Here is a 20,757-nt window from a genome sequence, read left to right as displayed (position 1 = left end):
AGAAATAATTATAAGCTTTCAGCAAAGGCTTCCAGAGCAGTTTGTGCTTGGCCAAAGTCGCGGGTCTGTTGATCCACACCAACTTTGATCTGAGGAATATGGTGTTTGTTCAGAGCCTTCTTCAGGTCCGGATATTCCATTTCTTCAGGATCGCAGAACTGCATCATGAAGACTACAACGCCTTCGGCGCCGCTTTCTTCAGCCAGTTTGCAGACATGTTCGGAACGGGCATCTTTGGCGTAGTCCGGATCGTACAGGATAACATCGTTGTCCTGTCTGCCGAATTGTACAGCCAGAGCCTGCAGGCCGTTGTCCAGATCTTCCGGAGCATCTTTTGCGAAGCTGCGGCTTTCGTAAGCCACATCATCAGCAGCGATGGCCAGTTTGTTGTCGTCCAAAGCTTTCAGGATGCCAGGCATGTTGTAGGTGATACCGGAAACCAGAATCTTGTGACCATCGAATTTGCCCACAGGAGTGGCAGCCAATTCTTTGTTCAGTTGTTCCAGTTTGGCAGTGTATTCATCCTTCAGCATGAAGTAGGCAGCTTGCAGCACATAGGAACGAGCGCTGGCGGTGATTACATCGCAATGTTCGTTGGCCAGTTTGCAGAATTCACGACGAGCCTTGCGGCTGGCGTTGTAAACTTTGATTGCATTCAGGATGGCATCGTTGGCGATTTCATGGCCGCAGATTGCTTCCAGATGGGTCTTTACATTGTTGTATTGGTCATAGGTGTACTGCTTACCAGCAGCATCTTGACGAACCTGAGGATGGGCCAGGAAAATAACCGGCATTTTGCCTTCCATGGCTACCTTGAAGTTCTGGCTCATAGGACGCAGGGTATCGCACAGAACGGGGGTAATGATACCGTCCAGGCAATCCAGGGTGCCGTCCAGCAGCATTTCCAGGGACAGCTGGGCCAGCGTGCAATAGAACGTAGCGCAGTATTCCTTGGAACGAACTTCGGTTTTGCCATTGGCGCCCCAAACACCCATGGGAACCATGTCAGCAGCATAAACCAGTTCTTCCGGGCAATAGTAAGGCAGGCAGCCGATCAGCTTTTTGCCTTCTGCCTTATATTTGGCAGCTTGTGCCTTCGGATTCAAAGCGATCTGTTTAAACTCTTCAATAAGTGTATTGATTGCCATTTTTATTTCCCCTTCTTCTCAGCGTTAGCTTCCATGGCCTCGACCAAACCTTGGACACGAGTCTCATACTGTGCAGCGTTGAAGTTTCTGGGATCGGCCTGGTCACCGTCGAAACCGGCAGTGGGGATACCCAGATCCTTGGTGAAGCGGCGCTGCATTTCAGGCATGTAGCCGGACCAAGGTTTGCAGGAACGGTTGTAGTGAACCAGAACGCCGTCAACCTTGTTTTCACGGCACAGGCCTTCACGCCAAGCAACGCCCTGTTCCAGACATACGGAGTTAGGAGCCTTGCAGTAGGCGCGTACCAGTTCATCGTAGTTGTTGTAAACGAAACCAAATGCAGGAGCGTATACAACACCGGTGATGTTCAGACCGTTGGCTTTCAGCGGCTTGAACAGGTCAGGCAGCTTCGGCCAGCAGGGGATACCTTCGAACATGATACGATATTTTTCTTTGAAAGGAGCGGTAGTGGTTCCTTCTTTTACGTGTTGTTCCAATTCGCTGGCCAGCAGTTCGAAAGCTTCAGCAGCTTCTACTCTGCCACGGGCGGTAACAACGTCAGCCATATGGTTGAACAGGTCAAAGCCGTTGAACGGAGCCGGTTTGTATTGCAGATAGTCACAAACCTTTAACCAAGCCTTAGCGGTACGGTTAGCGTATTGGCAGCATTTTTCGAACTTATCTTCGTCAAATTTCTTGCCGGAGATTTCTTCCATTTGACGGATGGCTTTGTCAAATTGGGAACGAATGTATTTTACGTTGCTTTCGCTGACTTGGTCAGTTTCGTTGTAAGGAACGTCAACCATAATCAGGGGAATGTTGTGTCTGCGGGCAATATCTTCATACCATTTGGTCATGCAGTTGCAAATGTTGTTGCAGCACAGAACAAAGTCCGGCATGGGCATGATCATCTGACGATATTTATGCAGGGCGTTGGTACGGCGGGTCTTTTCTTCGCCGTCCGGCAGAGCTGCGATTTCATAGATATCATCGATAACGGTATAAGGTTTACGGGTCTTAGGATCGATAACCGGTTTGCCGGTTTCAGGATCGATGACCTTTTTGCCGTTTTCATCTTTCAGCGGTTTGCCGCTGTTGGGGTTGATGATATAGTTACCATCTTTGTCCATCTTGTTAGCAGCTCTCTTACCAGCGGCATAGGCCAGGCTGATACGGGAGTAACCGCAGATATCGTTGTCGTAACCCAGATCTTCAGCAGCTTGGCACATTACTTCGCCGTCACGGTTGGCAGCGATACCAGCGGCCTGGTTTTCCGGATATACAACGTGCAGGCCGAAAGATTCAGCCAATTCGCAGGGGAACTTGGAAGAAGACCAACCTACAGGTTCGCCTGCAGCTTTTGCTTCACGGGCTTCCCGGTAAACTTTTTCAACTACATCTCTCAATGCCTGAACGCCAGGGCTTACTGTCTTTGGCATAATTATCCTTCCTTCTTCACATGAGTGAACTGTTGTAAAACTTTATTTGGTTGCTTTCTTGTAGGCATACAGGGCGGCACCCAGGGCACCGTTGTACTGTGCAAGAGGAGAAGTTTGGATTTCTACTCCCAAACCTTCCCGCAAAGCATCCACCACACCATAGTTCTGGGCTACGCCGCCGGTCATCACCACGTCGGGAACAATCCCCACCCGGTTTGCCAGACCGATTACCCGGCTTGCAACAGAACGATGGATACCAGCAATGATGTCGATCTTGTCCGTACCCTTGGACAGCTGGCTGATAACCTCGCTTTCCGCAAATACGGTACAGGTAGAGCTGATGGCCACCCGTTTTTTGGACTGTGCGCCCAAGGGAGCCAGGTCAGACACTTTTACTTCCAGGACATTGGCCATTACATCCAGGAAACGGCCAGTACCTGCAGCACATTTATCATTCATTTGGAAATTGGTCATGGCACCATTTTCCACATGGATGACCTTTACGTCCTGCCCACCGATATCAATAACGGTGTGCACGTTAGGCCAAATGAAGTAGGCGCCCATAGCATGGCAGCTCAGTTCGCTCATCTGCTTGTCGGCAATGCCTTCCAAGGAGTTGCGGCCGTAGCCGGTAGCCAGGGTATAAGCCATATCTTCTTTTTTCATGTGGGCATTCTCCAGTACTTCGGAGATGGAGCGTGCAGGACCGGAAGTACCGGTCCCCACGTCTACCAGGGATTTTGCCACAATTTCTTTACCGTCTTTCAGAATTACGCACTTGGAAGCGGTAGATCCAACATCAATACCTAAGGTATAAATACTCATTTAGCTTTCTTCCTCCGTAAGGATTATTTCTTTACGAAAGTGTCAAATTCTCTAATGGCTCTAGGAAGAAGCATTTGATGGAACGGGCAAATCGATTCAGGGTTCTGATATGCAGCTTCCGTAAATGCTTCTACATAGCCGCGCAGAGCCGTCATGTCAACGATTTCGTCAACCAGACCCAATTCAGCGCACACTTTCGGACGAGATTTCGTATGGAAAGCCTGGATCAGATCGTTCATCTTGTCGATGGTCGGCTGCAAATCCTTACCAGCTTTTCTGTCCTTCGCCAGTCTCCGGGAGTACATAGCGGTAGCAGCGGTTTCACCGTTCATTACGTAGATTTCCGTTGCAGCAGTACCAATGGAGAATGCGTTGGTGTCGTTGCCCTGAGGTCCACCCAATACGTAATGGGCTGCAGCAGAACCTTTTCTCAGGGTAATTTCAAATTGAGGAACATGGGAGGTCTGGATGGAATAAATCAGGGATTGGCCCAAGCCCAGCAATTCAGCTTTTTCAGCGTCGTTGCCTACATCAATACCGGTGGTATCCTGAACCCAAACGATGGGCAAACGGTCTCTGGCGCACAGCGTCACAAACTCGTTCATTTTTACCAGGCCCTGACGGTACAGCTTGCCGCCCATACCAACGGAGCCGGCAGCCTTGTATTCAGGGTAATTCATCAGCAGACCTTGTACGTTGGCAACAACGCCAACCAGCAGGCCGTTGACTTTGGCCATACCAGTAATCATTTCGGGGCCATAGCCCTTCTTGTATTCCTTCAGTTCGCTGTTATCGAACAGACGACCCAGAACATTGTAGATATCGTAGGCTCTCTTGTCATTCAGAGGAACCATGCTGTACAGGTCTTCGCTGGGCAGAGCCGGAGCTTTGGGATCGTCAACGCGGAAGAATTCCGGGTTGTAGCTGGGCAGCATACCGATATACTTTTTGATACCTTCCAGAACGCCTTCTTCGGAAGCATAAACTTCGCGCATGAAGCCGGTTTCCGTAAAGTGGATATCAACAGCTCCAGGGGGTTCTTGCTTGCCGCTGCGGTCTACCATGTCAGCAATCTGGTTAGCGCCTTCCATGTCAATGTAGCCTTTGGGGTTCATGCCGCCCAAAATGCCGGCGCCGCCTACTGCCATGTTGGCCTTTTCATGGGCAATCAGGACAGTGGGGCTGATGCTGTGGTAACCGCCGCCAGCAGGGTTGGTACCATAGATGCCGACGATTACGGGAACACCCAGTTGGTTCAGTTCAGCGTTTCTGAAGAACGGGGTGCCGCCGCCGCGGCGGTTCGGATAAACTTTTTCCTGCTCGTCGAATTTAACGCCGGAGCAGTTCAGCACATACACCAGGGGAATGTGCAGGGTTTTTGCGGTGTCGGAAGCACGCAGCAGGCATTCAGCCTGGCCAGGTACCCAAGCGCCGGCCAGCTTCTTGTTATCGGAAGCGACCACAACAGCCCATTTGCCGTTGATTTTGCCCAGGCCCTTAACGATGCTTACGGAACCGTTTTTGTTGCCTTCCGGGTTGAACAAGGAGTTCAGCGGTCTCCAGGTGCCCGGTTCTACCAGTTTTTCCACTCTCTGCAGGGCGGTCAATTGACCGGATGCATTCAGGGATTCGGTGGAACGGCCTGCATCTTCAGCAGCTTTCACCAATTGGTGAATTTCTTCTTCGATGGCTTTCAGTTTGGCAGTATTGTCTTCGTCTACTTTTTTCAGCACCTTGCCGACTTGGGGCAGTTGTTGAAAATATCTAGGCATTGAATAGAAACCCATTTAAATGATTCCTCCCTAATTCTCTCTTATTTCTTGTCTTCTACGGGAACTTGAATGAAGGCTTGGCCCGGGTCGATTTCTTCTCTGATCAATTTGATAACAGAGGGTTCCGGAGCTTCCAGCAGAACGGCTCTGGATACATCCAGATCGAAACCGGTGTTTTCCAATACGTCTTCAGGGGAAGAAGTCGGATAGTAGCCAGCCAGGTACATCCGTTTGGTCTTTTCATCAAACTTCAGTACGCCGCGGTCGGTAACAACCATTTGCGGACCTACATCGCCGGGCAGACCCAGTCTTTCACGTCCGCCAGGGCCGTCGATCCAGCCAGGGCTGGTTACATAGTCAATTTTCTGCATGAATCTGCGTTTTTCATGCTGCATCATAATGATGGTGTTGGAGTAGGTAGCAATACCATTGGCACCGCCGGAACCGGTGAAACGGGTTTTCGGATGATGGTAATCACCAATGGAGGTGGAGTTTACGTTGCCGTACGGGTCGATTTGAGCGCCGCCGATGAAAGCAATCAGACGGTTGGCTTTATGCAGGTATTCGTTGATTTCGAAGCCAACGAAACGAACGTTGGGCCAAATGGTGCCGCAATGGGCCATGAATCTCAGATCGCCTACGCTGCGGGGAACTTCCACAGGAGAGCAGTCCATCAGGCCGCTTTCCACGATGATGTGGCAGTCAGGAGCGTATACTCTCTTGGCAACGCTGGCGCCGATCAGAGGAAGACCGGTACCTACGGTTACAACCTGACCATTTTTGATTTGCTTGGCAATGGTCACAGCCTGCATTTCTTTATTGGTATAATTCGTGTAATCAGCCATTGTTATTTGTCCTCCTTCGTCATGTCGATATGGTAGCCCAGGCCAGGAACTACTTTCAGGTTGATCAAACGGGTAGCACCCAGTTTGTTCAGGTATTCGTCATGATCTTTCAGGTCAAACACCCATTCTTTGCAGAAAGCATCGAAGTCTTCCTGGGTCTTGCTGACTTTGTCATAAACCTTCAGGAACGGATTATCATAGTCATACATACCATAGCATTGAGAAGGATGTGCACCATAAGGAGCCAGAACAACAGCATCTACGCACATGCCGGGAATGTCATTCTGAGTAGGATCTCTTCTGATTTCTTCATTGCTGATGATTTCTTCAGCAGTAACGATCGTGTATTTGGCAGCCATGGCAATATCCACATCCTGGAATTTGCCGCCCCAAATGCGTACAGTGCCGTCCGGAGAAGCCTGTTGTGCATGGATAATAGCTACATCAATTTGCGGAACAGGAACAGCAACAACTTTTTCGCCTTTTTTGAAGGGGTTATCAATATAAACGAATTTGTCATCAGGAACCTTGTCCAAAGTCTTGCGGACTTCCTTGCTGATGCCCCATTCATCGGTCAGGCCGGAGCCTTGCATCAGGGTTACAGGCAGGAAGGGCAGACCCAGTGCAGCAGCATGCCACATCATGTAGATTACATCCTGGGAATAGTCTTCCATGATCAGTTTGCCAGCTTCAAACCATTTTCTGAACCGTCTGGAAACGTTGGTAACACCGGAGTTGGCAGTATAGCAGTTGATATATGCCTTTACCCGGCCGCAGCCGATCAGCATATCCCAGTCGCCGCCGGCAGCGCCGCCCAGACCAGTCAAATCGGTGATACCTTGTCTTAAGATTTCATAAACGGCAGCATACGGTTTCCGGTCAGTTGTGAAACCGCCCAGGGCGATATGATCACCACTATGCACATACTTGGCAACTGCGTCTTTTAACGTCATTACTTTACTCAAAGCAAAAACCTCCTTAAGATCCATACTAGTTTTGAAACGTCCGGAACCCTCCTCTAATGAAATAATCCATCCCCCTTTGTAATTGAGTATTTTTTCAATTCGAATTCCGGTAGACCTGCTTTTTCATAGTACACGTTGATTATAGCACAAATAATTTTTTTTTTAAATCTCAAGTGATTAATTTGCGCTTTTTTTGCCAATTCTATGTTAATTCTAATAATTTTTATCAATTTTACTTATTTTTGACATTCATTCCCCATAAAATTGGCAACACGTACACCTATATATTCTCACAATTTTTCTGTATTGTCTATACCCAAAAGTATTTGTCTCATAAAAAAAACTGAGGGATACGAAAAAACATATCTCTCAGTGTATGATTTTACCTATTTTTTGTTTTTTTGACGTATAACCCAATTCTTTGCAGCCTGTTCCAAGGCTTCCGGTTCGTTTTCCAGTTTCAGGTCCTGGACCCGCTGGAGCAGAACGGGCATCAGTTCCCGGAGCTGTTTGGGCTGGGCCCCTGCCTTTAAGGCATCCCAACCGGTGAAATTCAGGTCTGACGTGTGCACGGGCATCAAATAGGCCATGGAAACCAAGCGCTTGCCGTACATCTGGGCATGGATAATATCCGTCTGACCGGCATTGGCCGCTGCCACATCGGCGGTGCACAGGGCGGTCAGCTGCTTAAAGGCTTCGGCCATTTCCTTGTTCAGCCGAAAATGGCCGCTGCGGGCCTCCTTGCGCAGCCAGCGCCAGGTCTGGGCGTCGGTTTGGGCCATGGCAAAGCCAAAGTGCATATGGTTCTTTACCAGCCAGGCCACCCGGTCCGCCAGTTTTCCCGGCAGCTGCAGCCGTGCCAAAATGGCATGGGCCATTTTGGCTCCCACCACCTCGTGGCCATAGTCGCAGGGCTGGCCCTCCTTGTTGATGCCCCGGACCCCTTCCCGGCCCTTGGCAATATCGTGGAGCAAAATAGCCCAGCCCACCGGCAGAGTCCGGTCTCCCTGATCCAGGGCAGCCGCCGTATGGTTCCACACATCGTACCGATGGTAAAGGGGATTTTGCTCCACCCCTACCAAATCCAGCAGCTCCGGCAAAATGGGCACCTGACTCCAGGTTCCCCCGTGCCGGACCCGGCAGCTTTCAGCCGCCAGCCCGCTGCGCACCATTAGGTCCATGCCCCGTCCGGCGTAGGTGCCGCACAGGGTCTTGTTCAGCTCCGTCCGCACCCGCTCCAGGGACAAGCCTTCCGTCCGGGCCAGGTTGGCCTGAATGGCCGGCAGAATCTTTTCATCCGGGGTAAAGCCCAGCTGGGCCACAAAACGGCAGACCCGGAACATCCGCAGGGCATCCTCCTGAAACCGCTTGTTGGCATTGCCCACCGTGCGCAGCACCCGGCCCCGCAGGTCGCTGAGCCCGTCGTAATAATCGATAATATTCCCCTGTTGATCCAGGGCCAGGGCGTTGATGGTAAAATCCCTGCGTCCCAGGTCCTCTTCCAGGGTTTCACAGTACCAGACCTCTGCCGGCCGGTGGGCATCGGCACTGCCGTAGGTTTCGTTCCGGTAGGAGGCCACTTCCACCGCCATACGGTCGGAAACCAGGATTACCACCCCGAAGTTCTGGCCCAGGTCTCTGACCACAGGAATCTGGGCCTTTTCTGCCAAAAGCTGGATTTCGTCCGGCCGGGCGTTGGTCACCACGTCGTAGTCGTCCGGAGTGCGCCCCAGCAGCAAATCCCGGACTGCTCCGCCCACCACGTAGGCTTCAAAGCCGTGGGAACGCAGGAGCTCCATTACTTTTTGCACATATGCCGGTATTTCCAGATTCATGCCTGCCACCTCCTGGCTCAGTGATCCGCTGCCAGGATGGTAAAGACTCCTATATCCAGCGCCGCGTCACTGGCGGTTTTGATTTTGCAGCTGAATTCCCGTTCCATATCCTTGACGCCCTGTTCCATGATCCAGCTGTAGACCATGGGATGAACGGTAATCAGCAGCGAATGACTCATATTGCCCTCTGCAAAAATGCTCCGGAGCCGGCGGCGGATTTCCACGTACACCGTTTCCGGGGAAAGAACCCGGCCGCTGCCCCGGCACGTGGGACAGGTGCTGTACAGGACGCTGGCCAGGTTTTTCCGGGCCTTCATCCGGGTCATTTCCACCAGGTTCAGAGAGGTAATATCAATCACCTTGGGTTTCATTTTGTCGGAAGCAAATTCCTTCCGCAGGATTTGCAGGATTTCCTCCTGCTCCTCCTGGGTGTCCATATCAATAAAGTCGGCCACAATAATGCCGCCGATATCCCGAAGCCGCAGCTGCCGGGCAATTTCCACAGCCGCTTCCCGGTTGGTGGCCATACCGGTTTCATCCCGGTCCCCACCTCCCGAGTAGCGGCCGCTGTTGACGTCCACTACGGTCATGGCTTCCGTATAGTCAAATACCAGGTAGCCGCCTCCCGGCAGCCACACCACCCGGTCCGACATACTTTCGATTTCCTCATCCAGCTGGTAACTGGAAAACAGGTCATCGGTACCACTGTAGAGCTTCACCTCAATTTGGGGCAGCCCCATTTCCTTTAGCATATTGGTCAGGGTATGGTAGATGGTTACATCGTCCACCACAATCTTCTGCACATCTTCCGTCACGTAGTCCCGAATCATCCGGATGGACAGGTCCAGTTCCCGGTACAATAGATGGGGTCCCCGCCCCAATTTGCTCCGGCGCAGGAGGATTTTCCAGCTGTGGAGCTGGTTTTCCACGTCTGCCTGGATTTCCTTCTTGTCCGCACTGGCTGCGGCGGTCCGGAGCACCAGGCCCATCTTGGGCGGCAGCACCTGGGAAGCCCATTCCCGCAGCTGGCTGCGCTTGGTCTTGGACTCGATTTTCCGGGACAGGGAAATCCGGGAGCCAAAGGGCTCCAGCACCACATACCGGCCCGGCAGGGTAATATTCCGGGTAATGGCCGGACCCTTGCTGCCCCGGGCATCCTTCACTACCTGTACCAATATCATTTGACCCTGAGAGAGTTTTTCCTCTTTTTTTAAGGTCAAAAAACCGTTTTTGCCTACATCCAAATCTACAAAGGCGGCCTGTATCCCAGGAACCACATTGCACACCTGGCCCCGATACACATTTCCCACCAAGTTGTCCGTGTTCCTACGCTCCACCGCATAGTCCCGGAGACGTCCTTCCTCCACCAGGCCCATGCGGGTTTCTTCGGGCCGGACACTGACATAAATGATCTTGGTCATGGCTGCGCCGTGCCGATTAGCGAGGTTTTATGCCCCGCCGCATCCCGTCCGAACAGGTCCGTACGGCGGATATCGGCTTCATTGAAGGACAGTCCCACCCCAAAATCCTTTTCCAGAATTTCCAGGAGCTGGGACGCTTTCATGCTGCCCGTAGGTGTGATACGGCAGTCAAAAGCCAGTTTCAGGACCCCATCCTGCCAGGCTGCGTCCACCTGGGGAATAAAGTCCTTGACGTTGATGGTTTTGGGTTTTCCCTTGGCCTTGTTGTGGGTTTTGGTGTAGGGCACCTCTGAGGCCTGGTTAAAGGCCGCAATACCCGCTGCCGGGTCTTCCGGGCAGGGTACCTCCACCTGGTAGCTGGCCCCTTGGGCGGAGGCCATGAGCATGGGGGCCTTGTCGTCCGCCAGGTCCGCCTTGACAATCCGGATGCCCATGGGCAGGGCTGCCTTGAGGGCAGTTACCAGCTCCTCCAGGGGCCGCTCTTCCACCAGCCGTACCTCGGCAAACTCGCAGGTGCTGGTAACGCCCACGCTAAGGGCCGATGCCAGGGAAAACTTCATATGGGGATTGAAGCCTTCCGAATAGGCCACCGGTAGGTCCGCCCGCCGGATGGCTTTTTCCAGGCTCCGCTGGTATTCCAGATGGGAAATGAAGCGGATGCCCGGCTCTTTGGTTATCTGCAGCCGTAATTTCATGCTTCCGTCTCCTTCCAATCGATGATTTTTACGTTCAGTTTCTGGCAGACCCCGCAGCCCGTGCAAGTATCCCGCCGGCAGTCATGGGTCAGGTCCGCCCGTTTGGCCTTTTCCAGTTCGCTCCACAGGAACTGCCGGGTCACTCCGCAGCTGGTATGCTCCCAGGAGAACACTTCCTTTTCGCCCCGGGGCCGGCTGTTGTAGAAGTCCATGGTAAGGCCCACGTCTTCAATGGCCTGTTTCCACCGGTCATAGTCAAAGAACTCACCCCAGCTGTCAAACTTGGCGCCCCGCTGCCAGGCCAGATAGATGGCTTTTCCCAGCCGCCGGTCACCCCGGGCCAGGACCCCTTCCATCAGGCTGGTACGGGAATCGTGGTATTGGTAATTGATGTTCTTCAATTTGGCGAAGGCATTCTTGAGCAGCATGTGCTTCCGGTCAAATTCAGCCTTGGTATTCTGGCCGGCCCACTGGAAGGGCGTATAGGGCTTGGGCACAAAGTTGGCCACGCTGACCGTAACCTTGGCGCCGCCCTTGCCGGTAACCTGCTTGTACTTCCACTGGACCATTTGGGCCAGCTTGGCAATGGCCAAGACGTCCTCGTCGGTTTCCGTGGGCAGGCCAATCATAAAGTACAGCTTCACCTGGGACCAGCCGTTGGCAAAGGCTGCCCCCACGGCGTTCATCAGGTCTTCTTCCGTTACACCCTTGTTGATGACGTCCCGCATCCGCTGGCTGCCCGCTTCCGGAGCAAAGGTCAGCCCGCTTTTCCGCACCGCCTGGACCTCCTGGGCCAATTTTACGGAGAAGCTGTCAATACGCAGGGAGGGCAGGGACACGCTGACCCGGTCCTTTTTGAACTCGGAAATCAGCTTTTGGGTTAACGGTTCCAGGTAAGAATAATCCGCGGTGCTCAGGGAGAACAGGGAAATTTCGTTGTAGCCCGTTGCCGGCACCAGTTTCTCCGCCAGCTTCAGCACCGTTTCCGGCCGCCGTTCCCGGATGGGCCGGTAGATCATGCCGGCATTGCAGAACCGGCAGCCCCGGGTGCAACCCCGGAACAATTCCAGCATAATCCGGTCGTGGACCGTATCACTGTAGGGCACAATGGGATTGGTAGGAAAGGCCAGGCCGTCCACATCCTGCTCCACCCGTTTGTACACCACTTCCGGTGCCGTAGGTTCATTGGGGGTATAGGCCTTCAGGGTACCATCCTCGTTATAGGTGACATCATAAAAGCTGGGTACGTAAACCCCCTGAATCTGGGAAACCCGGCGCAGAAATTCCTTCCGGCCTCCAGGCTTGCCTTCCCGCTTCCAATCCCGGTACAGCAGGGAGACTTCCACAATAATCTTTTCCCCATCCCCCAGCATGCAGAAATCCAGGAAATCTGCCAAGGGTTCGCTGTTAAACACACAGCAGCCCCCGGCACAGACAAAGGGATCGTCCAGGGTCCGGTCCTTGGCCCAAATGGGCACCCCGCCCATATCCAGCATATTCACAATGTTGGAATAGGACATTTCGTACAGCAGGGTAAAGCCCACCAGGTCAAAATCCTTCAGGGCCCGGGAATTTTCCAAAGAGGCCAAGGGCAGCTTCCGCTCCCGCATTTTTTCCTCCATATCCACCCAAGGGGCAAAAGCCCGCTCGGCGGCAATCCCTTCCACAGCATTCAGGCAGGCGTACAGGATTTTAAAACCCAGGTAGCTCATGCCGATTTCGTAGGTGTCCGGGAAAGCCAGGCAGAAGGAAACCTCCGTTTCGGCTTCGGATTTGACAATGCTGCCGAATTCCATTCCCGTATAACGGGCCGGTTTTTCTACAGCGCTGAGTATATCGATAGGAAAATCTTTTTTCATGGTCTCTCCTTAATGAAAACGTAATGTCTGATGATGGGCGTTGATGTTCAGCAGCAGGGTGACCATCAGCATATTGGTGGTCAGGGAGCTGACGCCGTAGCTCATAAAGGGCAGGGGCACGCCGGTAACGGGCATAATGCCGCTGGTCATGCCCACATTCACCAGAATATGGAACAAAAACATGGATACGATGCCCACGGACAATAGGGTGCCAAAGTCATCGGAGGCATGCAGGGCAATCTTGATGCCCCGGTACACCACCACCCCGTAAAGCAGCAGGATAATCGTTACCCCGATAAAGCCAAATTCTTCCCCGGCCACCGCAAAAATAAAGTCCGTGTGGTTTTCCGGCAGGAAGTTTAACTGGCTCTGGGTTCCCTGGAACAGTCCCTTGCCAAAAAACAGGCCGGAGCCAATGGCAATCATGGACTGGATTACGTGGTAGCCGCTGCCGTAGGGCTCCAGGCCAGGGTTCAAAAATACCCGGATCCGGTTCCGCTGGTACTCGTGAAGCACCCGCCAGACCAGGGGCGCTGAAGCAAGACCCAGACCGCCCATGGCCAAAAAATAGCGGAGCTTAAAGCCGCAGACAATCATGGTGCCCAACAAAATGGCCAGGAAAACCAAAGAGGTTCCCAGGTCGGGCTGCTTCATAACAAATAGGAAGGGCACCAGCACGTAGCCAAATACCGGCAGCCAGCTACGAAAATCCGTTAAAAGCGGCAGCCGGTCGTCCACGTAGGAGGACAGGGCGATAATCATAATGGCCTTGGCAAACTCACTGGGCTGGATGCTGATGGGTCCCAGCTGCAGCCAGCGCTGGGCGCCCAGGGCACTTTTGCCAAAGAGCATGACGCACAGCAGCATGACGATGTTGAAAATGTAGAGGGGCCGGGCCAACTGTTTCAGCACCCGGTAATCAAACCGCAGGAGGAAAGCCCCCAGCACCAGGTTGATGCCCGCAAAGCTCAGCTGCCGCAGCACAAAGCTGTAGCGCTTGGGGCCGGGCACATTGGCGTGGGTGGCGCTGCCAATCAGGATAATGCCAATGGTAATCAGCAGCAGGACACTGACCAGCAGCGGCATATCGATATTGCGAAAATATTTTTTGATCTGTATCCGCATAGCTGCTCCTTATTTCTTGTTGCCCTCCCGGCGTACCCGGGGATCCGTAAAGGCATATTCCAAAATACTTTTGACAATAGGCACTGCGGACACGGCACCGTAACTGCCCTGTTCCACAATGCACACCACTACCAGCTGAGGTTTCTTGGCTGGGGCATAGGCGGCAAACCAGCCATGGTCCAAGCCATGGGGGTTTTCTGCCGTACCGGTCTTGCCCGCTACGGCCACCGGCAGGTTCTTCAGGGAAGAAGCGGTACCGCCTTCTTCCGTAACGGCTTCCAGGCCTTCCTGCACCAGTTTCAGGGTAGCCTCCGAAACCGGCAGTTTCCCCTCCTCCACCGGTTCAAAGGTCTGGTCCACACTGCCGTCATCGTTGATGATCTTGCTGACCAGATGGGGCTTAAAGCGACGGCCGTCGGTAGCCACCGCACTCATCATTTCCGCCACCTGAATGGGGGTTGCCAGGGTAAAGCCCTGGCCAATGGCGGTATTGAAGGTATCCCCCAAATACCAGTCTTCGTCAAACACTTTCTTCTTGTATTCCGGCGTAGCAATAAGCCCCTCGGCTTCCCCGTGAAGGTCAATGCCCGTCCGCTGTCCAAAGCCAAAGTCCTTGGCGTATTTGTCAATCAGATTGATGCCCAGTCGGTTGCCCATTTCGTAGAAGTACACGTTATCGGAAGCCGCCAGGGCCCGTTTGAAGTTGATATACCCCAGAGCTTCCCCGCCGGCGTTGCGCATATCAATCAGCCAGTGCCGGCCGGAGTCGTAGATCAGTTCGTCCGGAGTTACCTTCTTTTCTTCCAATGCCGCCGAACCGGTGACAATCTTAAACGTAGAACCGGGAGGATATTCCCCGGCAATGGCCTTGTCGGTCATGGGATGGAAAGGGTCCGTATTCAGGTAGTTCCAGTTCTTTTCGCTGATGCCGTTCACAAACCAGTTGGGGTCAAAGCCCGGCCGGGAGACCAGGGCCTTCACTTCCCCGTTGTTGGGGTCCAGCACCACCACGGCGCAGCCCCGGGCCCCAATGGCCTTCAGCTGGCGGTCCACCGCTTCTTCCGTGATTTTCTGGAGCTTGGCATCGATGGTGAGCACCAGGCCCTCCCCGGGCTTGGGCTCCACCTTATCCATGACCTGGACCACACGGCCCACCACGTCCACTTCTTCCCGGTAGCTGCCGTCTTCCCCTCTCAGGTTGGCGTCATAGTAGCTTTCCAGGCCTGCCTTGCCGATAATGTCCCCGGCTTTCAGGTCGCTGTACACCCCTTGTTCAATTTCGTAATCGCTGACTTCCCCCACATACCCCAGTACGTGGACGGCCAGCTCCTTGTTGGGATAGTACCGCACCGGCTGCACTTCCACCATTACCCCGGGCAGGTAGCGCAGATTTTCTTCAATCTTGGCCACCACTTCCGGAGAAGCATTCCGTACCAGCCGGATGGGTTCCGCCCCTACGGAATGGAGCTTGATGGTATCCTGGATTTTCTCCATGGGCAGGTTCAAAATAACGGACAACCGCTCCAGAGTTTCCTTGTTGTAGCCGTCGGAACGGCGCACTAAGGAAATCATAAAGCCCGGCTTGTTGTTGGCCAGTTCTTCCCCGTTGCAGTCGTAGATAATGCCCCGGGGGGCCACAATCCGGGTGTAGCGGGTCCGGTTCCCTTCTGCCTGACGGCTGTAGTAGCTGCCCCGCAGGATTTGCAGGTAGAACATCCGCCCAATCAGGATGCAGATAATGATAACGCCGGAAAACAGCAGGAATTCCAGACGGTAAGCAAACTTTTTATTCAGCACAGCGTTTCTCCTACAGATGATAATAATAATCCATCCGACTGTGGAGCCGTTGTTTCAGCTTGTGGTACAAAAACCACATGACCGGGGCACAGATCAGATTCCAGCCTATACTTTTCACCGTCAGCACCAAAAACGGCCAAAAAGGGAGCCACCTGCCCTGCATGAAGCACAAAAACAGGGAGGTTGCCACCCGCAAAAGCAAGGTTACCATAAAGGTCAAAATCAAATAGGTGGGCAGCCGGTCTGCAAACATATTCAGCCGGTTCTTTCCCACCACGTAGCCGATAAAGGCCCGGGTCACCATATGCCAGCCAAAATAGCTGAACGTGACCACATCCAATAATGCACCAATACCCAGTCCGTAGAACGTGCCGCCCCGCTCTCCCTGGTCCAGCGCGTAGAGCAGGAGGAAGAGCAGCAGCAAGTCAGGAGACTGGGTGGTGGTGAAAAACATAAACCAATGATTTTCCAAACTAAACAAAAACAGGGTAAAAAACAGCCAAGCCAAGGCGCGCAGGATCATGATCTGCCTCCTTTGGAAGCGGGCACATCAGGGTCCTTCCCTTCCTCCCGGAGGAAATCTGCAAACCCATGGAAGTTGGTAATGACCAGGGCTTCCTCCAAATGGGCATAATCCACCGCTGGAGCAATGGAAGCACTCTTAGTCAGGCCCCCAGGGTCCATGCGGACTTCCTCAATGGTGCCAATGATGATGCCTCCAGGATTGTAGCCGCTGTAACCGCTGGTCACAATGGTATCCCCCGGCAGCACATCTGCGTTCCGAGTCAAGTTCCGCATTTCCAGCTGCTGGTCCGGCCCGGCCACGCCGTTGACGATTCCCGCCGCCCGAGAATCTCCCCGGAGGTTCAGGCCGCCAATCCGGCTTCTGGGGCTGGAAATCAGCAGTACTTTGGCCATATGGGGATACACCCCATCGATAATGCCTATCAGGCCGGAGCTGTTCACCACCGGCATATTCATCTGGAGGCCGTCGTCGCTGCCCTTATCAATCAGGATCACGTCCTTGAAATCCCCCAGGTCCCGGCTGATGACCTTGGCCGGGGTGGTCTGCCAGGCAGGATGAAGTTCCGTAAACTTCAGCAGTTTGGCCAAGCGGACATTTTCCGCCTTCATGGCCAAAAGCTCTGCGTTGCTTTGGCGCAACTCCTCATTTTCCCGTTTCAGGTCCTTGTTTTCCTTGGCCACCCCATTGCGGTTCGTCAAGAAGTCGGAGGCCCCCTGTACCCCTTTGCCCAGGCCGCCCACAATAAAGTTCACGGGCCGGGAAAGGGTGGAAAGCACGGTGTTGCCCGCTGCAAAATGATGCAGCAGGTCCCAGCCTACGCCGCCCAGTACCAGGACAATGGCAGCCACCACTGCCAGCCGTATTTTTCTCTCCTTCTTCATTACCACTCGTCGCTTTCTCATTTGCTCCCCGCCGGTCGATGTCCCTTATGGAACAGATTCATATTTTCCGCAGCTCGTCCTGTGCCCAGGGCCACACAGCCCAGGGCGTTTTCGGCCACCACTACCGTCAGACCCGTTTCCCGGGTCAGTACCCAGTCCAGGTCCCGCAGCAGGGCGGCCCCGCCGGTGAGCACAATGCCCCGATCCAGCACATCTGCCGCCATTTCGGACGGCATCTGTTCCAGGGTTCCCCGAATGGTCTCCACAATGCTGCGCACCGGTTCCAATAGGGCTTCCCGGACCTGGTTCTGATCCAAAAGGCGGCTTTGGGGGAGCCCTGTCAGCAGGTCCCGGCCCCGGATTTCCATCACAGCGCTGGGGGTTGTTTTTCGCAGGGTTCCAATTTCAAGCTTGATGGTTTCCGCCATCTGTTCACCGATAAGAAGATTATACTTTTTCTTGATAGCCCGTACAAGAGCATCATCCATTTCTGCGCCGCCCAGCCGGAGGGTTCGGGAGAAGACAATCTGGCCCAGGGAGATGACCGCCACTTCCGTGGTGCCGCCTCCCAGATTCACCACCATAAGCCCGGTGGCTTCCTTAATGGGCAGGCCTGCCCCCAGAGCCGCAGCCAAAGGTTCTTCCAGCAGGTAGGCTTCCTTGACCCCGGCTTCCAGGGCCGCATCGATGACCGCCCGTCGTTCCACATTGGTCACTCCGCAGGGCACGCTGATCACCGCCCGGCTGCGGACAAAGGAACGCTTTTGGAGAGCCTGCCGGAGCAGGTGCCGCAGCATCACCGCCGCCAGTTCAAAATCGGCAATTACCCCGTGGCGCAGGGGCCGTACCGTACTGATGCCCTGGGGCGTCCGGCCCACCATCTGTTTGGCAGCCTTGCCCACCGCCAGTACCTTGCCGGTACGGTCATCCACCGCCACCACGGACGGTTCCTGGAGGGCGATTCCCTGGTGCTTCAGGCAAATCAGGGTATTGGCCGTACCCAAATCAATGCCCACATCCGTATGCAGCGAATCAAAAAATTCCAGCATGGGTTTCCCCTCCCTTTCTTTTCTATATTTCCGGCAGCTGCCGGCCTAAATCAAATCATGTTCCTTAAAACTATAGTAGGCCCCATCCCCGATGACCAAATGGTCCACCACGGGAATGCCCAAAATTTCTCCGGCCTTGACCAGGGTCCGGGTCAGGTCCCGGTCTTCCTGGCTGGGCGTGGGATCCCCGGAAGGATGGTTGTGCACGGCCAAAAGGGCCGCTGCATGATGCACCACCGCCGGAGCAAACACTTCCCGGGGATGGACCACCGACGCGTTCAGGGAGCCTTGGGAGATTTCCTTGATGGCCGTTACCCGCCCTTTGCTGTTGAGCAGGATTACCTGAAAATGTTCCTGGTTTTCGTGGCGCAGCCGGCTCATCACCAGCATGGCCCCGTCTTCCGGGCAGCGGATCAGGCCCATTTTGGGCTTGCTGTTGGCGGCCACCCGGCGGCCCAGCTCCAGGGCAGCCATAATCACCGCCGCCTTGCTGGGACCCAGCCCATGAACCACCGTCAGTTCCTGCAGGTCCTGGGTCCGGGCCAGGGCTTCATCCTTCAGCAGGTCCCCTACCAGTTCTCCGGCAATATCCAGGGCCGACCGGCCCTTGGTGCCGCTGCCAATGAGAATGGCCAAAAGTTCCCGAGGGGTCAGGGCCTGGGGTCCCAGCGCCAGCATTTTTTCACGAGGCCGTTCCTCCGGCAGCATTTCCTTGATCAAATAGTGTGTCATCTTGCATCACGTCCATTTCTGCGAATAGTGTAAGTAAAGTTGCTAAGGGAAGTCCTACCACATTACTGTAGGACCCGTGTATAGTGGGTATAAAAAGTGCTGCTTTTCCCTGAATGCCGTAGGCTCCGGCTTTATCCAGGGGTTCCCCAGTACCAATGTACCAGGCGATCTGCTGGTCCGTCAAGGGTGCAAAAGTCACCTCTGTCACGTCCACCCGGGCTTTCTCCTGCCCCCGGTAAAACAGGGCTACCCCGGTAAGTACCTGATGGGTCCGGCCGCTGAGCAGCCGCAGCATCCGGGCAGCGTCCTTGGTATCCTGGGGTTTGCCCAGGATTTTCCCGTCCACCGCTACCACCGTATCGGTGGCAATCACCAGAGCTGAAGGGTTTTCCTGGGAGGCCACAGCCCGCCCCTTGGCCAGAGCATTGTGCAGCACCAGATCCTCCGGAGAAGCGCTTTCCTTCAGTTCTTCGCAGTGGCTTACCACCACCCGGGGATTCAGGCCCGCCTGACGCAGCAGTTCCAGCCGGCGGGGAGAAGCAGAAGCCAAAAGTATCTCCATAGGTCCTCCTTATAACTTGTTATAAATAATGGCTCCCAGCACCATGCCAACAATCGCCACCAGGTTGGGAGAAAAGGTAAAGCCGATGGTCAGCTTGGCAATGTACAAATCCACATCCACCGGCGGCACGGAAATAATCTGGTACTGCCGCACCAGGGTATCCGTAATGGGGCCCAGTACTTGGGACGCCTGGAGGCTTTCTGCCACAAGCCCTCCCATCACAGCCCCTGCCGCCAGGGCTCCTACCAGCCACAATCCATTTTTTGCGCCCAGCATGCTTATTCCTCCTCAGAAGAAACCGGGTCGTCCACACCAGGAATCATCCCATCGCTGTAGTACCCGGTAACGGTCCACTGGGCACCCCGGGGATTGACCACCTTGCGAAAATTCCGGGCGTAGTTCCAGCCCAAAAGCAGCCAGATAACAGTGCTGCCCAGCACCACCTGCCACTGGGGCAGGGGGAAAAAGTGGGCCATAGCCCGTCCAAAAGCCGCCCCGGCCACTGCGGTCAGCACAGGAATGCCCCGGGCAATGAGTTTGGCCTTGCCAGCTTCTACTTCCTGGCGTTCCACCAGGACCCGCATTCCCCGCTTGGCTTCGCAGGCGTTCCAGCAATCCAGCTGCTTGGGGCGCTGCTCCCCTGGCTTTTGTTCAATTTTTACTCGTGCCTGCTGGCCATGAATGGCCACCACGGTTCCAATATACGTATTCACAACCATTCTCCTTTATTCCGGGAATTGCAGGTACTGCTTGGGGTACCGCTCTGCCAGCAGCTGCATCAGCTTACCGCTGGATTTGAACAGCAGGGCGCACAATTTGCCGTTCTCCCTATACACCAGGATCCGCTGGGGATTGGGATCGATGGAAGAATAGCGGTGCACATACTTTTTGATGGCAGTTTTGCGGAAAAAGCTCCGCTTATACTGATTGGAAAAACTTTCCATATCTTTTAAATGGACGGTCATCCGGCGCTCAATGCCCAGGCCATACATAATCACCCGCAGGTCCTTGCCGGTAAGCACCACCGTATAATCAAACATACAGCGCCAGCACCACAGGAGCAAAAACAGCACATTGTAGCCCCAGCCCATCAGGCTGAACTGGTACAGGGCAAAGGTATGGTACCCTTCGTAGGCCCAAGAAATGCCAATTACGGCCAGGGCCGCCCACTGCAAATACCGTCGTTCCTTACTGACTGTTGAATATTCCTTGTATTCTTCCACGTGTTTCTCCTTCATTTCTTCATTCCTCACCTAAAAATCCTTAACTTCCTTATTATAT

Annotated in this window: 20 protein-coding genes; all 20 read right to left on the bottom strand. The window is 54.1% G+C overall.

From position 1 onward, the window contains the following. Positions 1-8 precede the first annotated feature (8 nt). Positions 9-1,148, bottom strand: coding sequence for a (R)-2-hydroxyglutaryl-CoA dehydratase subunit beta (gene hgdB, locus DW089_RS02610; protein ID WP_118286728.1), 1,140 nt, complete (start codon positions 1,146-1,148; stop codon positions 9-11). A gap of 2 nt (positions 1,149-1,150) precedes the next feature. Beyond that, the gene (gene hgdA / locus DW089_RS02605) at positions 1,151-2,587 is read right to left on the bottom strand and encodes a (R)-2-hydroxyglutaryl-CoA dehydratase subunit alpha (protein WP_105326293.1); all 1,437 of its coding nucleotides are present in this window, start codon (positions 2,585-2,587) and stop codon (positions 1,151-1,153) included. A 42-nt stretch (positions 2,588-2,629) separates the two neighbouring features. Continuing rightward, complete coding sequence (gene hgdC, locus DW089_RS02600; RefSeq protein WP_105326294.1) at positions 2,630-3,412, bottom strand: (R)-2-hydroxyglutaryl-CoA dehydratase activase HgdC; 783 nt, start codon at positions 3,410-3,412, stop codon at positions 2,630-2,632. A gap of 23 nt (positions 3,413-3,435) precedes the next feature. Then, the gene (gene gcdA / locus DW089_RS02595; protein WP_105326295.1) at positions 3,436-5,199 is read right to left on the bottom strand and encodes a sodium ion-translocating glutaconyl-CoA decarboxylase subunit alpha; all 1,764 of its coding nucleotides are present in this window, start codon (positions 5,197-5,199) and stop codon (positions 3,436-3,438) included. 26 nt (positions 5,200-5,225) lie between these two features. Then, on the bottom strand, positions 5,226-6,029 hold the full coding sequence (gene gctB, locus DW089_RS02590) for a glutaconate CoA-transferase subunit B (RefSeq protein WP_105326296.1): 804 nt from the start codon (positions 6,027-6,029) through the stop codon (positions 5,226-5,228). A 2-nt stretch (positions 6,030-6,031) separates the two neighbouring features. Next, on the bottom strand, positions 6,032-6,994 hold the full coding sequence (gctA, locus tag DW089_RS02585) for a glutaconate CoA-transferase subunit A (protein ID WP_105326524.1): 963 nt from the start codon (positions 6,992-6,994) through the stop codon (positions 6,032-6,034). Positions 6,995-7,380: 386 nt separating this feature from the next. Then, complete coding sequence (locus DW089_RS02580; protein WP_105326297.1) at positions 7,381-8,829, bottom strand: CCA tRNA nucleotidyltransferase; 1,449 nt, start codon at positions 8,827-8,829, stop codon at positions 7,381-7,383. Positions 8,830-8,846: 17 nt separating this feature from the next. Continuing rightward, positions 8,847-10,250 carry an Rne/Rng family ribonuclease gene (locus DW089_RS02575; protein ID WP_105326298.1) on the bottom strand — a complete coding sequence of 468 codons (1,404 nt, stop codon included), beginning with the start codon at positions 10,248-10,250 and terminating at the stop codon, positions 8,847-8,849. Beyond that, a complete protein-coding gene (locus DW089_RS02570; RefSeq protein ID WP_105326299.1) occupies positions 10,247-10,945 on the bottom strand; it encodes a TIGR03936 family radical SAM-associated protein in 699 nt (232 codons plus the stop codon). The genes DW089_RS02575 and DW089_RS02570 overlap by 4 nt, the downstream gene beginning before the upstream one ends. Continuing rightward, positions 10,942-12,804, bottom strand: coding sequence for a TIGR03960 family B12-binding radical SAM protein (locus tag DW089_RS02565; RefSeq protein WP_105326300.1), 1,863 nt, complete (start codon positions 12,802-12,804; stop codon positions 10,942-10,944). The genes DW089_RS02570 and DW089_RS02565 overlap by 4 nt, the downstream gene beginning before the upstream one ends. 9 nt (positions 12,805-12,813) lie before the next feature. After that, the gene (rodA, locus tag DW089_RS02560) at positions 12,814-13,929 is read right to left on the bottom strand and encodes a rod shape-determining protein RodA (RefSeq protein WP_105326301.1); all 1,116 of its coding nucleotides are present in this window, start codon (positions 13,927-13,929) and stop codon (positions 12,814-12,816) included. Positions 13,930-13,938: 9 nt separating this feature from the next. Then, positions 13,939-15,726: a penicillin-binding protein 2 gene (mrdA, locus tag DW089_RS02555; protein WP_105326302.1), complete on the bottom strand. Its 1,788-nt coding sequence runs from the start codon at positions 15,724-15,726 to the stop codon at positions 13,939-13,941. 10 nt (positions 15,727-15,736) lie between these two features. After that, positions 15,737-16,249: a rod shape-determining protein MreD gene (gene mreD, locus DW089_RS02550; protein WP_118286727.1), complete on the bottom strand. Its 513-nt coding sequence runs from the start codon at positions 16,247-16,249 to the stop codon at positions 15,737-15,739. Next, a complete protein-coding gene (gene mreC / locus DW089_RS02545; protein ID WP_231086358.1) occupies positions 16,246-17,154 on the bottom strand; it encodes a rod shape-determining protein MreC in 909 nt (302 codons plus the stop codon). The genes mreD and mreC overlap by 4 nt, the downstream gene beginning before the upstream one ends. Continuing rightward, positions 17,151-18,182, bottom strand: a complete 1,032-nt coding sequence (locus DW089_RS02540; RefSeq protein WP_105326305.1) for a rod shape-determining protein — start codon at positions 18,180-18,182, stop codon at positions 17,151-17,153. Before DW089_RS02540 ends, mreC begins: the two co-directional genes overlap by 4 nt. 45 nt (positions 18,183-18,227) lie before the next feature. Beyond that, on the bottom strand, positions 18,228-18,914 hold the full coding sequence (radC, locus tag DW089_RS02535; RefSeq protein WP_233547537.1) for a DNA repair protein RadC: 687 nt from the start codon (positions 18,912-18,914) through the stop codon (positions 18,228-18,230). Beyond that, positions 18,865-19,476, bottom strand: a complete 612-nt coding sequence (locus DW089_RS02530) for a nucleoside triphosphate pyrophosphatase (protein ID WP_118286726.1) — start codon at positions 19,474-19,476, stop codon at positions 18,865-18,867. Before DW089_RS02530 ends, radC begins: the two co-directional genes overlap by 50 nt. A 9-nt stretch (positions 19,477-19,485) precedes the next feature. Further along, positions 19,486-19,752 (bottom strand): DUF4321 domain-containing protein, encoded by a 267-nt coding sequence (locus DW089_RS02525; protein ID WP_105326307.1) that lies wholly within the window; start codon positions 19,750-19,752, stop codon positions 19,486-19,488. A 2-nt stretch (positions 19,753-19,754) separates the two neighbouring features. Beyond that, positions 19,755-20,189, bottom strand: a complete 435-nt coding sequence (locus DW089_RS02520) for a SoxR reducing system RseC family protein (protein ID WP_105326308.1) — start codon at positions 20,187-20,189, stop codon at positions 19,755-19,757. 12 nt (positions 20,190-20,201) lie between these two features. After that, entirely contained in the window at positions 20,202-20,714 is a 513-nt protein-coding gene (locus DW089_RS02515) for a hypothetical protein (protein WP_105326309.1), read from the bottom strand. Positions 20,715-20,757: the final 43 nt, after the last annotated feature.

The organism is Acidaminococcus sp. AM05-11 (assembly GCF_003472805.1).
GTDB lineage: Bacteria > Bacillota > Negativicutes > Acidaminococcales > Acidaminococcaceae > Acidaminococcus > Acidaminococcus hominis.
This window is presented reverse-complemented; position numbering and strand designations above follow the sequence as displayed.